Genomic DNA, 13274 nt, shown 5'->3' with positions numbered 1-13274 from the left:
AATGTCTAATTGGGATACTAAATTTTTAAAAAAAGGTTTTACCTTTGATGATGTATTGCTCATTCCAGCAGAAAGTCATGTGTTGCCTAATGATGCAGATTTAACAACAAAATTGGCAGATAATCTGACTTTAAATATCCCAATTATAACAGCCGCCATGGATACAGTCACAGAAAGTCAAATGGCTATTGCCATTGCTCGTGCAGGTGGTCTTGGAGTAATCCATAAAAATATGTCTATTGCGCAACAGGCAGATGAAGTTCGTAAGGTAAAACGTTCTGAAAATGGTGTTATTATTGATCCATTCTTCTTGACTCCAGAACACACGATTGCTGAAGCAGATGAACTGATGGGACGTTACCGTATCAGTGGTGTTCCAGTTGTGGAGACACTTGAAAATCGTAAATTGGTTGGTATTCTAACAAACCGAGATCTTCGCTTTATTTCAGATTACAATCAGCCAATCTCAAACCATATGACTAGTGAAAATCTTGTTACTGCTCCTGTTGGTACAGATCTTGCAACAGCTGAAAGCATTCTTCAAGAACACCGTATTGAAAAACTTCCTTTGGTTGATGAAGAAGGTCGTCTTTCTGGCTTGATTACTATTAAAGATATCGAAAAAGTAATTGAATTTCCTAATGCAGCAAAAGATGAGTTTGGTCGTCTTCTAGTTGCTGGTGCGGTAGGTGTCACTTCAGATACATTTGAACGTGCAGAGGCTCTTTTTGAAGCAGGAGCGGATGCGATTGTAATTGATACTGCACATGGTCACTCTGCTGGGGTTCTACGTAAAATTGCTGAAATTCGTGCTCACTTCCCAGACCGCACTTTGATTGCAGGTAATATTGCAACTGCTGAAGGTGCGCGTGCTCTTTATGATGCAGGTGTAGATGTTGTCAAAGTCGGTATCGGACCAGGTTCTATCTGTACTACTCGTGTGATTGCAGGGGTTGGTGTCCCACAAGTGACAGCAATCTATGATGCAGCAGCAGTTGCGCGTGAATATGGAAAAACAATCATTGCTGATGGTGGAATCAAGTATTCTGGAGATATTGTAAAAGCCCTTGCTGCAGGTGGAAATGCGGTTATGCTTGGATCAATGTTCGCTGGAACAGACGAAGCACCAGGTGAAACGGAAATCTTCCAAGGACGTAAGTTTAAGACTTACCGTGGTATGGGATCAATCGCTGCAATGAAGAAAGGTTCAAGTGACCGTTACTTCCAAGGTTCTGTCAATGAAGCAAACAAACTTGTTCCAGAAGGAATTGAAGGCCGTGTTGCCTATAAAGGCGCAGCAGCTGATATTGTCTTCCAAATGATTGGTGGTATTCGCTCTGGTATGGGTTACTGTGGTGCAGCTAACCTTAAAGAACTACATGATAATGCACAATTTATTGAAATGTCTGGGGCTGGTCTAAAAGAAAGCCATCCTCATGATGTACAAATCACTAATGAGGCACCAAACTACTCTATGTAAGTAGTAAAAAAGAACTCCTGATTTTCAGGAGTTCTTTTTGTTTACAAAGTTGTCAATGTTGATTTACAGAAATTTTACCATTTTGAATGTTGAAAATACTAAGGTTTTCTGGCAAGTTTTGTAAGTGGTCTAAACTTGTTGTTGTAATAAAGGTTTGGATAGATTGAGAAATGGTTTCTAGTAATTTTAGTTGCCGTGTATTGTCAAGTTCGCTCATAACATCATCAAGCAGTAGTATCGGAGACTCATTGGTAATACTTTCCATTAGCTCAATTTCCGCCAGTTTTATAGAAAGAACAAGGCTACGATGTTGACCTTGGCTTCCAAAACTAGCATCCATACCATTGATATAAAAAGAAATATCATCTCGATGAGGGCCAACTCCAGTATTCTTTTTAAATAAATCTCTGGATCTGCTTTTATCTAAAGCAATTTTAAAGGAACTTGTTAGCTGTTCTTCATTAGTGAAGTTGACAGATGATTGATAAGATATTGACAGTTCTTCTAATTTATTTGAAATTTCTAAGTGTTTTTTTTGGCCAAATTTCTCTAAGTCTTTAATGAATTTTATCCGATGCTTTATAACGCGACAACCATAATCTATTAACTGATCATCTAAGACTGACAGAAATGTTTCATCAATCTTTTGGCTGGATTTTAGGTAAGTATTTCTCTGCTTGAGTATATGGTTATAGTTTGACAAGTCTGACAAGTAGATTGGTTTAATTTGTCCCAGTTCGATGTCTATAAACTTTCGACGGACAGAAGGTGCTCCCTTAATTAGCTGGAGATCTTCAGGCGCGAAGAGGACAACATTCATATGTCCAATGTAGTCTGATAGGCGCGCTTGTTTTAAGTGATTGACCTTAGTCACACGCCCTTTTGGTGTTAAATCAATTTCTAGAGGGATAGAGCTTGTTTTTTTCTGTAGCAAGCCAGAAAGATGGAGTTGCTCGTTATCAAAATGAATGAGATTTTTATCTGTACGAGTCCGATGACTACGTGTCAAGGCTAAGAAATAGATTGCCTCTAGAATATTGGTTTTTCCTTGTGCATTTTGACCTAGAAAGACATTTAATTTTGGATTGAAATCAATTTTTGCCTCTTTGTAGTTTCGAAAGGTTTTAATTGTTAAATGTTGGAGCCACATGGTTATCTTCCTGGAAAACGTGGAACTTGTTTGGTTTTAGGTGATGAAGAAGTTTTTTGTTTTTCTTTCTTGACACCTTTATTCATCTCTTTGACAAGTTTAGCAATTCGCTCTTTCTCAATCTTATCTGCTTGATACTCTTCTTGCTCTTTTAAACTTGGTTGTGTCAAGGTGATGTCAATCTTTAAATCAGGAATGTCAATCGTATCTCCAACACGAATTTTTTTCCCACGTCTACTTTCTAACTCACCATTAAAGTAAACTTGATGATCCATTAAAAAGGATTTGATAGCACCACCGCTTTGTATAATTCCAAGTTCTTTTAGGAGGGCTTGGAGCGTAATAAATTCTTCAAATAATTTGTATTCCATAATTCACCTCAATCTTTGGTATTATACCATATTTTCCTTGAAATAGCTGAAGGAAAGTTAGTTGAAATGAAAACGGTTTTACTCTTTAAAGCTATAAAGAGAACAAGAAAAATTTTGATTTTCGTGGTATAATAGAACTCTATATGTAAGGAGGTAAGGTATGGAATTAGTGCCTGGAATTTCAGCACATTTTGTTCAATCCAAAAAGTTTAAAACAAATAAAATCACTATTCGTTTTACTGCTCCCTTATCTCTTGAGACAATAGCAGGACGCATGTTAAGTGCAAGTATGTTGGAGACGGCAAATAAAGCTTATCCCACATCACAAGCATTTCGCAGATACTTGGCAAGTTTATATGGAACAGATATTTCCACAAGTGCTTATCGTAGAGGACAGGCACATATTCTTGACTTAACATTTACCTACGTGCGAGATGAGTTCTTGAGTAAAAAAAATGTCTTGACTTCTCGAATTTTGGAATTGGTGAAACAGACTTTATTTGCTCCCTTAGCTCAAGATAGTGCTTTTGAGCCAGCCCTATTTGAAATTGAAAGAAAACAGTTATTGGCTAGTTTAGCTACTGATATGGATGATTCATTTTATTTTGCTCATAAGGAGTTGGATAGCTTGTTCTTCCATGATGAGCGTCTTCAATTGAGATACAGTGATTTACGAAATAGCATTTTAAATGAGTCTCCGGAAAGTAGCTACACTTGCTTTCAAGATGCTCTGAAAAATGATCGTATTGATTTCTTTTTCTTAGGTGACTTCAATGAAGTAGAAATTACAGAATCACTGAAGTCATTACCCTTTACAGCTAGAGAGAACGGCGTCACTATCCAGTACCATCAATCTTATTCGAATGTTCTACGAGAAGGAATGTTTCAGAGGAATGTTGGGCAATCTATTTTGGAATTAGGCTATCATTCTCCTGTAAAATATGGTGATGATGAGCATTTGCCCATGCTTGTGATGAATGGTTTGTTGGGTGAATTTGCACATTCAAAACTTTTTACAAACGTTCGTGAAAATGCTGGAATAGCCTATACAGTCTCGAGTCAATTGGATTTGTTTAGTGGTCTGTTAAGGATGTATGCGGGTATTGATAGAGAAAATCGAAATCAGGCTAGAAAAATGATGAATCATCAATTGCTAGATCTAAAAAAGGGTAACTTTACAGATTTTGAACTTGAACAAACAAAGGAGATGATTCGACGATCTTTGTTGATGGCTCAAGATAATCAACAGACCCTAGTTGAAAGAGTCTATTTGAATGCTCTATTGGGAAAATCAAGCTTTGATATGGATCGATTGGTGGCAAAATTAGATAGTGTTGATAAAGAAGCTGTCTGTAAAGTTGCCAACAGTTTGAAGTTACAAGCGATTTACTTTATGGAAGGAGTAGAATGACAAAGGTTACTTTTGAAGAAAAATACTATCCTGCTGTAAAGGAAACAGTCTATAAAACACAATTGTCAAATGGATTGACAGTTTCTTTACTCCCTAAACAAGATTTCAATGAGGTTTATGGGATTGTAACAGTTCAATTTGGTTCTGTAGATGCAACTTATACAAGTTTGAAAAAAGGTTTACGTCATCATCCAGCAGGAATTGCACATTTTCTTGAACATAAATTGTTTGAAAGAGAAAATTCTGAGGATATAATGGCTGCTTTTACTCGATTAGGTGCGGACAGTAATGCCTTTACAAGTTTTACTAAGACCAGCTATCTTTTTTCAACAATTGATTATCTATTAGAAAATTTAGATTTGCTAGATGAGTTAGTCGGAGATGTTCATTTTACAGAAGAGTCTATTTTGAGGGAACAAGCTATTATCCAGCAAGAACGAGAAATGTACCAAGATGATCCAGACTCACGTTTGTTTTTTGCAACATTAGCCAACCTTTATCCTGATACTCCTTTAGTGACAGATATAGTTGGAAGTGAAAAATCAATTTCTGAGATTCAAGTTTCAAATTTAAAAGAGAACTTTACAGACTTTTACAAACCTGTCAACATGTCACTGTTTTTAGTTGGAAATATTGATGTAAAAGTTGTTGAGGAATACTTTTCGAAAAAGGAAAAGAAGACTCTAGAACAGTTTACAGTTACAAAAGAGCAACTACCCTTACAGCCTGTGAAGCAAACAGATAGTCTTCGGATGGAAGTTTCTTCACCCAAACTTGCTGTTGCGATTAGAGGTAATGGGCAAATAACAGAAGCTGAGTCTTATCGTTACAATATTTTATTGAAATTACTATTTACGATGATGTTTGGTTGGACTTCTGATCGTTTTCAAAGGTTATATGAGACTGGGAAGTTAGATGCGTCATTGTCACTTGAGGTTGAAGTCAACAGTCGCTTTCATTTTGTGATATTGACAATGGACACCAAAGAGCCTGTTTCTCTGTCGCATCAATTTCGTAAAGCGATTCGTCAGTTTAGTAGTGATGCGGATATTACAGAGGAACATTTAGATCTTGTTAAGAGTGAGATGTTTGGGGAGTTTTTCAGTAGCATGAACTCCTTGGAATTTATTGCAACTCAATACGATCCGATGGATTGCGGAGAAACAATTTTTGATTTTCCAAAAATTTTACAGGAAATTACTTTGGAGGATGTTCTAGAAGCTGGACATCGTTTGATTGATAATGGTGATCTAGTTGATTTTACAATCTTTCCAGCTTAAAAGATGACTAATACTAGAAAGAAGGAATGGTACGTATGAGAAAAAAAACAATTGGCGAGGTTCTACGTTTAGCTAGAATTAACCAGGGATTGAGTTTGGAAGAATTACAGGAGAAAACTGAAATTCAGTTGCATTTTCTAGAAGCTATGGAGGCAGATGATTTTGATCAACTTCCTAGTACCTTCTATGCTCGTTCTTTTTTAAGAAAATATGCCTGGGCAGTAGAGTTAGATGAAAGAATTGTTTTGGATGCATATGATTCAGGTAGTATGATCACTTATGAAGAGGTAGATGTCGATGAAGAAGACTTGTCTGGTCGCAGACGGTCAAATAAGAAAAAAACGTCTTATCTCCCCTTGTTTTATTTCGTTCTATTTGCTTTGTCAATTTTAATTTTTGTCACTTACTATGTCTGGAACTACATCCAAACTCAGCCAAGTCCTTCTTCAGCTAATTATAGTGTTGTGAGCTCGACTAGTTCAACCACCTCATCTAGTTCATCTTCTAGTAGTCAGACGTCTAGCTCGTCTTCTACTACGGAATCAACTATTACAGTGTCAGGCGAAGGAAATCGCATTGAAGCTCGGTATAAAACGAGTAAGGAAACTGCTACTGTTCAATTGGCAGTTTCAGATGAAGCTAGTTGGGTTAGTGTTTCAGGAAGTGAGCTGGAGGGTGGTGTGACACTATCCGCAGACAATAAGAATGCAAAAACAATAGTCTCAACTAAGAGTCCCGTTACTATTACTTTAGGTGTAGTGAAGGGAGTTACTGTGACTGTGGACAATCAAACGATTGATACTTCGAAGCTGACAACTCAGACTGGAACTGTAACACTTATATTTACTACAGATTAAGGAAAAATCAATGAAAAAAGAACAAATTCCTAATGTATTAACTATTGGTAGAATTCTCTTTATACCTCTCTTTATTCTTATTTTGACTTTGGGCCATTCACAAGGCAGTCATTTGCTAGCAACGATCATCTTTGCAGTTGCTAGTATAACGGATTATCTTGATGGCTATCTTGCTCGTAAATGGAATGTAGTCAGCAATTTTGGAAAATTTGCTGATCCGATGGCTGATAAGCTGTTGGTTATGTCAGCTTTTATCATGTTAATTGAGTTAGGTATGGCTCCAGCTTGGGTTGTTGCTATTATCATTTGTCGTGAACTTGCGGTGACAGGCTTGCGCTTGTTGCTTGTTGAGACGGGAGGGACAGTTCTAGCAGCAGCTATGCCAGGGAAAATCAAGACCTTTAGTCAGATGTTTGCCATTATCTTTTTGCTCTTACATTGGAATTTAATTGGTCAGCTGTTGCTTTATATCGCTTTGTTTTTCACTATCTACTCTGGTTATGATTATTTTAAGGGTAGCGCTCATGTATTCAAAGGAACATTTGGTTCAAAATGAAATCGATTATTGAAGTAAAAGATCTGTCTTTTCGTTATAAGGAAGACCAGGATCATTATGATGTTAATAATGTCTCGTTTCACGTGAAACGGGGAGAATGGCTTTCGATTGTAGGTCATAACGGGAGTGGGAAATCGACAACTATCCGTTTGATTGATGGATTGCTTGAAGCAGAGTCTGGGGAAATCTGGATAGATGGGCAATTGTTGTCCTCTGAGAATGTTTGGGACTTGCGTCGACAAATTGGTATGGTTTTTCAAAATCCAGATAACCAATTTGTGGGGGCGACTGTTGAAGATGATGTTGCCTTTGGTTTAGAAAATCAGGGACTTCCTCGTGAAGAAATGAAGAAGAGAGTGGCCGAATCTTTGGAGTTGGTAGGGATGCTGGACTTTAAGAATAGAGAACCAGCTCGTTTATCTGGTGGACAAAAACAGCGTGTGGCTATTGCGGGAGTTGTTGCCCTGAGACCAGCTATTTTGATTTTGGACGAGGCTACAAGTATGTTGGATCCTGAGGGACGCAGAGAACTGATTCAGACAGTTCAAGAGATTCGAAAAGACCACCAGATGACAGTCGTCTCCATTACACATGATTTAGAGGAAGTTGCGATGAGTGACCGTGTCTTGGTCATGAAAAAAGGCCAAGTGGAGTCAACCAGCAGCCCAAGAGAACTTTTTTCTCGGGATGACCTTGACCAGATAGGGTTAGATGAGCCTTTTGCTAATCAATTGAGAGGCTCTTTGAGAGAGACTGGCTATCAGTTGCCGGATGGCTATTTGACAGAAAGAGAGCTAGAGGACAAGTTATGGGAATTACTCTAGAAAATGTGAGCTTTACCTATCAAGAGGGGACTCCCCTATCTTCATCAGCCTTGACTGATGTTTCCTTGACGATTGAGGATGGTTCCTATACGGCTTTGGTAGGGCACACAGGTAGTGGGAAATCAACGATTTTACAGCTTTTAAATGGCCTATTGGTACCAAGTAAGGGTTCTGTTCGAGTTTTTGATACTGTCATTACCCCTACATCAACCAATAAAGAAATTCGTCAGATTCGAAAGCAGGTTGGTCTAGTGTTTCAATTTGCTGAAAATCAGATTTTCGAAGAGACTGTTTTGAAAGATGTTGCATTTGGACCGCAAAATTTTGGAGTTTCTGAGGAAGAGGCCAAGAAAATTGCGCGTGAAAAGTTAGCCTTGGTAGGCATCGATGAGTCACTCTTTGAGCGTAGCCCGTTTGAACTTTCGGGTGGCCAGATGAGACGTGTGGCTATAGCAGGTATGCTAGCGATGGAGCCAACTGTTTTGGTTTTGGATGAGCCGACAGCAGGGCTTGATCCTTTGGGCAGAAAAAAATTGATGACCTTGTTTAAAGAACTCCACCTTTCTGGAATGACAATCGTTCTGGTAACGCATTTGATGGATGATGTAGCTGCATATGCTAATCAGGTTTATGTTATGGAAAAGGGGCGTTTGGTCAAAAGTGGCAAACCAAGTGATGTCTTTCAAGATGTAGCCTCTATGGAAAAGGTACAGTTAGGTGTGCCTAAAATCACAGCCTTTTGTAAGCGTTTGGCAGATAGAGGTGTAGCTTTTAAAAAACTGCCAATCAAGATAGAGGAGTTTAAGGAGTCGCTAAATGGATAGTATGATTTTAGGGCGTTATATACCAGGGGATTCCATCATTCATCGCTTGGATCCACGTAGTAAATTGCTTGCCATGATCCTGCTGATTTTGATTGTATTTTGGGCCAATAATCCTCTCACCAATCTCGTTCTGTTTGTAGCGACAGGTATATTTATCGCATTATCGGGCGTTTCTCTCTCATTTTTCGTTCAGGGATTAAAATCCATGTTCTTTTTGATCGCCTTTACGACTCTTTTTCAGCTCTTTTTCATTTCAAGTGGAAATGTCCTATTTGAGTTTTCTTTTATAAGAATAACGGATTATGCTTTGCAACAAGCAGGAATCATTTTCTGTCGTTTTGTGTTGATTATTTTCTTTTCAACCTTGCTAACATTAACGACCATGCCTTTGAGTCTGGCAGCCGCAGTTGAAGCTCTTTTAGCACCGCTAAAACGTGTGAAAGTTCCCGTTCATGAAATTGGCCTCATGTTATCAATGAGTTTGCGTTTTGTTCCAACATTGATGGATGACACGACGCGAATTATGAATGCTCAGAAAGCCCGTGGAGTTGACTTTGGCGAAGGCAGCATCGTTCAAAAAGTAAAGGCTATGATTCCAATTTTAATTCCTCTTTTTGCGACGAGCTTAAAGCGTGCAGATTCATTGGCAATAGCGATGGAAGCGCGTGGTTATCAGGGAGGAAAGGGTAGAAGTCAGTATAGACAGTTGAGATGGAGTCAAAAGGATACACTGGCAATTCTTGTGATTTTGATACTGGGATGTTTCTTATTTTTCTTAAAATCTTAGCAGGTTTGTAGGATTGATAAGAAGCTCACAGTAGCAGGTTTTTAGTATAAAGGTAGGAATATGAACCGTTTTAAAAAATCAAAATATCTAATCATCGTTTTTGTCACAGTTCTGGCAGTTTCTGTTCTATTAGTGACAACCTATTCAAGCGCTATTGTGACGAAACTAGGAGATGGGATTTCCTTAGTAGATAGAATTGTTCAAAAACCCTTTCAGTGGTTTGATACTTTCAAATCGGATTTGGGACATTTGACGCAGACTTACAATGAAAATGAGAGTCTAAAAAAACAGCTCTATCAACTAGAGGTGGAGTCTAATCAATCAGAAAGTTTAAAAAATGAAAATGAACAACTACGTCAGTTGCTGGATATGAAGTCGAAATTGCAGGCTACAAAAACCATTGCAGCAGATGTGATTATGCGAGCTCCAGTATCTTGGAAACAAGAGTTAACAATTGATGCTGGAAGTTCAAAAGGAGCTTCTGAAAATATGTTGGCCATTGCAAACGGGGGCTTGATTGGTAGTGTTTCAAAGGTGGAGGATCATTCAACAACGATCAACCTATTGACAAACACCGAAAATTCAGACAAAATTTCTGTTAAAATCCTGCATGGTTCTACTGAAATTTACGGGATTATCGTTGGTTATGATAAGGAATCTGAACTGCTTAAAATTAGTCAATTAAACAGCAACAGCGACATTAGCGCGGGAGACAAGGTGACTACAGGGGGGCTCGGAAACTTTAATGTTAAGGATATCCCTGTTGGAGAAGTTGTTGCTACAACACATAGCAGTGATTATCTAACAAAGGAAGTAACAGTCAAGTTAAGTGCTGACACCAAAAATCTTCATGTGGTAGAGTTAGTGGGGAATTAGCAATGAGACTGTTAAAACAAATTGGTATTTTCTTTATACTCCCTTTTGTCGTACTAATTGATGCACATATTGGACAATTAGCGGGATCCTTCTTCCCTCACTTTCATTTAGCAAGTCATTTTCTGTTTTTATTTCTTTTGTTTGAGACAATAGAGGTTTCAGAATATCTCTATCTAGCTTATTGCGGTATAGTGGGTTTGGTGTACGATATCTATTTTTTCCACTTGATAGGAATTGCGACGCTTCTATTTATCTTGATAGGTGCTTCGCTCCATAAGTTTAATAGTGTAATTTTGCTGAACCGTTGGACAAGAATGTTAACAATAGTTGTGATGAGTTTCCTATTTGATATGGGGAGCTATCTCCTTGCTCTTGCTATGGGATTGACAGTAGAATCGATGCCAGTTTTCATCGTCTATAGCCTTGTCCCATCAATGATTTTAAACTTTTTATGGATGATTATTTTCCAATATATTTTTGAAAAATGTTATCTATAAGAAAGAAATAAAAATGTAACAAAGGCGTAATATTTATTATGTCTTTTTTTGGTATACTAGTAATGTCTTAAATAGAAGGAGTATCTACACAATATGAAGAAAAAAATCTTAGCGTCACTTTTATTAAGTACAGTATTAGTGTCACAAGCGGCGGTATTGACAACTGTCCACGCTGAAACAACTGATGAAAAGATTGCTGCTCAAGATAGTAAGATTAGTAATTTGACAGCTCAACAAAAAGAAGCTCAAAAACAAGTAGATGAAATCCAAACGCAAGTTACAGCTATCCAAACTCAACAAACGAACTTGGAAGCTGAGAATGAAACTCTACAAGCTGAATCTAAAAAACTTGAAGGAGAAATTACAGAGCTCTCTAAGAACATTGTTGCTCGTAATGAATCTTTGGAAAAACAAGCACGTAGCGCACAAACAAACGGTGCTGCAACTAGCTATATCAATACAATTGTAAACTCAAAATCAATTACGGAAGCTATTTCACGTGTTGCAGCCATGAGCGAGATTGTATCAGCTAACAACAAAATGTTGGAACAACAGAAAGCTGATAAGAAATCTATCGCTGAAAAACAGGTTGCAAATAATGAAGCAATCAACACTGTCATTGCGAACCAACAAACGCTTGCTGACGATGCACAAGCATTGACAACAAAACAAGCAGAGTTGAAAGTTGCTGAGTTAAACCTTGCTGCAGAGAAAGCTACTGCAGAAAGCGATAAAGCTACTTTATTGGAACAAAAAGCAGCAGCAGAGGCAGAAGCGAAAGCAGCAGCCGAAGCAGAAGCGGCTTATAAAGCACGTCAAACAAGCCAACAACAATCAGTTGTTGCTTCTGGAAATACAACACTTTCAGATCAAGTGCAAGCAACTTCAAGCTCTTCATCAGATGATGATTCGAGCTACACTCCAGCACCTGCTCCAACTCCAGCTAGACAGCGTCCAACATACAGTACAAATGCTTCAAGTTATCCAACTGGTGAATGTACTTGGGGAGCTAAAACATTAGCACCTTGGGCTGGAGATTACTGGGGTAACGGAGCGCAGTGGGCTACAAGTGCAGCAGCTGCAGGATTCCGTACTGGATCAACTCCACAAGTTGGTGCGATTGCATGTTGGAATGACGGTGGATATGGACACGTAGCGGTTGTTACAGCAGTTTCATCATCAACTAGCATTCAAGTATCAGAATCAAACTATGGTGGAAATCGTACAATCGGTAACAAACGTGGATGGTTCAACCCAACTACAACTTCTGAAGGTTATGTAACATACATCTATCCAAACTAATGAATGAAACGAAGAGGCTCGATTTGAGTCTCTTTTATTATTTTTTATCGAAAGCAAGGCCGAAATCTATTAAAACCACTTGAAAATATGGCTAAAATGTGATAAAATGAAACTCGTCGTGTAAACGATAATACTCATTCTCGATGAATTGTGAGACTGTTGCCCTCGGGTCGTTTTGCAAGTTGAAGTCGAGGAGAGGAAAAAAACAAAAAGGAGAAATACTCATGGCAGTAATTTCAATGAAACAACTTCTTGAGGCTGGTGTACACTTTGGTCACCAAACTCGTCGCTGGAACCCTAAGATGGCTAAGTACATCTTCACTGAGCGTAACGGAATCCACGTTATCGACTTGCAACAAACTGTAAAATACGCTGACCAAGCATACGACTTTATGCGTGATGCTGCAGCTAACGATGCAGTTGTATTGTTTGTTGGTACTAAAAAACAAGCTGCTGACGCTGTTAAAGAAGAAGCAGAACGTTCAGGTCAATACTACATCAACCACCGTTGGTTGGGTGGAACTCTTACTAACTGGGGAACTATCCAAAAACGTATCGCTCGTTTGAAAGAAATCAAACGTATGGAAGAAGAAGGAATCTTCGACGTTCTTCCTAAGAAAGAAGTTGCACTTCTTAACAAACAACGTGCACGTCTTGAAAAATTCTTGGGTGGTATCGAAGACATGCCTCGTATCCCAGATGTAATGTACGTAGTTGACCCACATAAAGAACAAATCGCTGTTAAAGAAGCTAAAAAATTGGGTATTCCAGTTGTAGCGATGGTTGACACAAACACTGATCCAGACGATATCGATGTAATCATCCCAGCTAACGATGACGCTATCCGCGCTGTTAAATTGATCACAGCTAAATTGGCTGACGCTATCATCGAAGGACGTCAAGGTGAAGATGCAGCAGCAGTTGAAGCAGAATTTGCAGCTTCAGAAGCTCAAGCTGACTCAATCGAAGAAATCGTTGAAGTTGTAGAAGGCGACAACGCTTAATTCATATAAATAGTAATTACCTAGGAGGGCGGGGCCTAGCCCAGCTCTCCTATTT

At 38.5% G+C, this 13274-nt stretch carries 14 protein-coding genes; 12 read left to right on the top strand and 2 right to left on the bottom strand.

Annotated features, from left to right (window positions below; all coding sequences use genetic code 11):
• Position 1: 1 nt before the first annotated feature.
• A complete protein-coding gene (gene guaB, locus HMPREF2655_RS01250; protein ID WP_000073416.1) occupies positions 2-1480 on the top strand; it encodes an IMP dehydrogenase in 1479 nt (492 codons plus the stop codon).
• A 52-nt stretch (positions 1481-1532) separates the two neighbouring features.
• Here guaB and recF read toward each other — a convergent pair whose 3' ends face one another.
• Together recF and yaaA are read right to left on the bottom strand one after the other, a co-directional pair.
• On the bottom strand, positions 1533-2630 hold the full coding sequence (gene recF, locus HMPREF2655_RS01245; RefSeq protein ID WP_000266687.1) for a DNA replication/repair protein RecF: 1098 nt from the start codon (positions 2628-2630) through the stop codon (positions 1533-1535).
• A 2-nt stretch (positions 2631-2632) separates the two neighbouring features.
• Positions 2633-3001, bottom strand: a complete 369-nt coding sequence (gene yaaA, locus HMPREF2655_RS01240; RefSeq protein ID WP_000455880.1) for a S4 domain-containing protein YaaA — start codon at positions 2999-3001, stop codon at positions 2633-2635.
• A 160-nt stretch (positions 3002-3161) separates the two neighbouring features.
• Between yaaA and yfmF the strand changes: the two genes are divergently transcribed.
• The 11 genes from yfmF to rpsB all read left to right on the top strand — a co-directional run bounded on the left by yfmF (position 3162) and on the right by rpsB (position 13219).
• Positions 3162-4412, top strand: a complete 1251-nt coding sequence (gene yfmF / locus HMPREF2655_RS01235) for an EF-P 5-aminopentanol modification-associated protein YfmF (RefSeq protein WP_000424564.1) — start codon at positions 3162-3164, stop codon at positions 4410-4412.
• On the top strand, positions 4409-5692 hold the full coding sequence (gene yfmH, locus HMPREF2655_RS01230; RefSeq protein WP_000170125.1) for an EF-P 5-aminopentanol modification-associated protein YfmH: 1284 nt from the start codon (positions 4409-4411) through the stop codon (positions 5690-5692). Before yfmF ends, yfmH begins: the two co-directional genes overlap by 4 nt.
• Positions 5693-5727: 35 nt before the next feature.
• Positions 5728-6549 (top strand): cytoskeleton protein RodZ, encoded by an 822-nt coding sequence (gene rodZ, locus HMPREF2655_RS01225; protein ID WP_049501296.1) that lies wholly within the window; start codon positions 5728-5730, stop codon positions 6547-6549.
• Positions 6550-6559: 10 nt separating this feature from the next.
• Entirely contained in the window at positions 6560-7105 is a 546-nt protein-coding gene (gene pgsA / locus HMPREF2655_RS01220; protein WP_070837235.1) for a CDP-diacylglycerol--glycerol-3-phosphate 3-phosphatidyltransferase, read from the top strand.
• Entirely contained in the window at positions 7102-7929 is an 828-nt protein-coding gene (locus HMPREF2655_RS01215) for an energy-coupling factor ABC transporter ATP-binding protein (protein WP_049501298.1), read from the top strand. The genes pgsA and HMPREF2655_RS01215 overlap by 4 nt, the downstream gene beginning before the upstream one ends.
• Positions 7914-8753, top strand: a complete 840-nt coding sequence (locus tag HMPREF2655_RS01210) for an energy-coupling factor transporter ATPase (RefSeq protein ID WP_070837233.1) — start codon at positions 7914-7916, stop codon at positions 8751-8753. Before HMPREF2655_RS01215 ends, HMPREF2655_RS01210 begins: the two co-directional genes overlap by 16 nt.
• Positions 8746-9540: an energy-coupling factor transporter transmembrane component T family protein gene (locus HMPREF2655_RS01205; RefSeq protein ID WP_070837231.1), complete on the top strand. Its 795-nt coding sequence runs from the start codon at positions 8746-8748 to the stop codon at positions 9538-9540. The genes HMPREF2655_RS01210 and HMPREF2655_RS01205 overlap by 8 nt, the downstream gene beginning before the upstream one ends.
• 60 nt (positions 9541-9600) lie before the next feature.
• Positions 9601-10416, top strand: a complete 816-nt coding sequence (mreC, locus tag HMPREF2655_RS01200) for a rod shape-determining protein MreC (RefSeq protein ID WP_001078970.1) — start codon at positions 9601-9603, stop codon at positions 10414-10416.
• A 2-nt stretch (positions 10417-10418) separates the two neighbouring features.
• The gene (mreD, locus tag HMPREF2655_RS01195; RefSeq protein WP_070837229.1) at positions 10419-10913 is read left to right on the top strand and encodes a rod shape-determining protein MreD; all 495 of its coding nucleotides are present in this window, start codon (positions 10419-10421) and stop codon (positions 10911-10913) included.
• A 93-nt stretch (positions 10914-11006) separates the two neighbouring features.
• Positions 11007-12215, top strand: coding sequence for a peptidoglycan hydrolase PcsB (gene pcsB, locus HMPREF2655_RS01190; RefSeq protein ID WP_070683619.1), 1209 nt, complete (start codon positions 11007-11009; stop codon positions 12213-12215).
• A gap of 224 nt (positions 12216-12439) precedes the next feature.
• The gene (rpsB, locus tag HMPREF2655_RS01185; RefSeq protein ID WP_000268475.1) at positions 12440-13219 is read left to right on the top strand and encodes a 30S ribosomal protein S2; all 780 of its coding nucleotides are present in this window, start codon (positions 12440-12442) and stop codon (positions 13217-13219) included.
• The last annotated feature ends 55 nt before the right edge of the window (positions 13220-13274 follow it).

It is taken from the genome of Streptococcus sp. HMSC066F01, from assembly GCF_001837335.1.
Taxonomy (GTDB): Bacteria; Bacillota; Bacilli; order Lactobacillales; family Streptococcaceae; genus Streptococcus; species Streptococcus oralis_S.
Note: the sequence above shows the minus strand (reverse complement) of the source record. Positions and strands in the feature narration are given on the sequence as shown.

Excerpts from the sequence above, each read along its gene's own strand:
- guaB (WP_000073416.1), top strand. The coding sequence starts at position 2 with ATGTCTAATTGGGATACTAAATTTTTAAAAAAAGGTTTTACCTTTGAT.
- HMPREF2655_RS01205 (WP_070837231.1), top strand. The coding sequence starts at position 8,746 with ATGGATAGTATGATTTTAGGGCGTTATATACCAGGGGATTCCATCATT.
- yfmF (WP_000424564.1), top strand. The coding sequence starts at position 3,162 with ATGGAATTAGTGCCTGGAATTTCAGCACATTTTGTTCAATCCAAAAAG.
- pcsB (WP_070683619.1), top strand. The coding sequence starts at position 11,007 with ATGAAGAAAAAAATCTTAGCGTCACTTTTATTAAGTACAGTATTAGTG.
- HMPREF2655_RS01210 (WP_070837233.1), top strand. The coding sequence starts at position 7,914 with ATGGGAATTACTCTAGAAAATGTGAGCTTTACCTATCAAGAGGGGACT.
- mreD (WP_070837229.1), top strand. The coding sequence starts at position 10,419 with ATGAGACTGTTAAAACAAATTGGTATTTTCTTTATACTCCCTTTTGTC.
- HMPREF2655_RS01215 (WP_049501298.1), top strand. The coding sequence starts at position 7,102 with ATGAAATCGATTATTGAAGTAAAAGATCTGTCTTTTCGTTATAAGGAA.
- recF (WP_000266687.1), bottom strand. The coding sequence starts at position 2,630 with ATGTGGCTCCAACATTTAACAATTAAAACCTTTCGAAACTACAAAGAG.
- yfmH (WP_000170125.1), top strand. The coding sequence starts at position 4,409 with ATGACAAAGGTTACTTTTGAAGAAAAATACTATCCTGCTGTAAAGGAA.
- pgsA (WP_070837235.1), top strand. The coding sequence starts at position 6,560 with ATGAAAAAAGAACAAATTCCTAATGTATTAACTATTGGTAGAATTCTC.
- yaaA (WP_000455880.1), bottom strand. The coding sequence starts at position 3,001 with ATGGAATACAAATTATTTGAAGAATTTATTACGCTCCAAGCCCTCCTA.
- mreC (WP_001078970.1), top strand. The coding sequence starts at position 9,601 with ATGAACCGTTTTAAAAAATCAAAATATCTAATCATCGTTTTTGTCACA.
- rodZ (WP_049501296.1), top strand. The coding sequence starts at position 5,728 with ATGAGAAAAAAAACAATTGGCGAGGTTCTACGTTTAGCTAGAATTAAC.
- rpsB (WP_000268475.1), top strand. The coding sequence starts at position 12,440 with ATGGCAGTAATTTCAATGAAACAACTTCTTGAGGCTGGTGTACACTTT.